The organism is Alkalihalobacillus sp. TS-13, assembly GCF_019720915.1.
GTDB lineage: Bacteria > Bacillota > Bacilli > Bacillales > Fictibacillaceae > Pseudalkalibacillus.
Genome location: NZ_JAHKSI010000037.1, coordinates 1 through 280 on the forward strand (window position 1 = coordinate 1; position 280 = coordinate 280).

Here is a 280-nt window from a genome sequence, read left to right on the forward strand (position 1 = left end):
CTGGCAGACCATGGGCTACTCAGAGGAAGGACGGCAGCGACTTCACCCCGAAGAGGCTTTGTATCTGCTGGAGTGTGGTTCGATTCAGCTCTTCTACCAAGACCTCCCACTGTCTATCCAAGAGGCCTACCAGCTGCTGCTGACAGAGGACACCTTGAGTTTCCTGCAGTACCAGGTCTTCAGCCACCTGAAGAGACTGGGCTATGTGGTTCGTCGGTTCCAGCTAAGCTCTGTCGTGTCACCTTACGAGCGGCAGCTTAATTTGGATGGTTATGCCCAG

1 protein-coding gene is annotated in these 280 nt (G+C 54.6%); it reads left to right on the forward strand.

What is annotated here, in order from left to right; translation table 11 throughout:
* Window positions 1-261 (forward strand): hypothetical protein (locus tag KOL94_RS24990; RefSeq protein ID WP_260412660.1); only part of this gene is annotated, 261 nt, incomplete at its 5' end.
* Window positions 262-280: the final 19 nt, after the last annotated feature.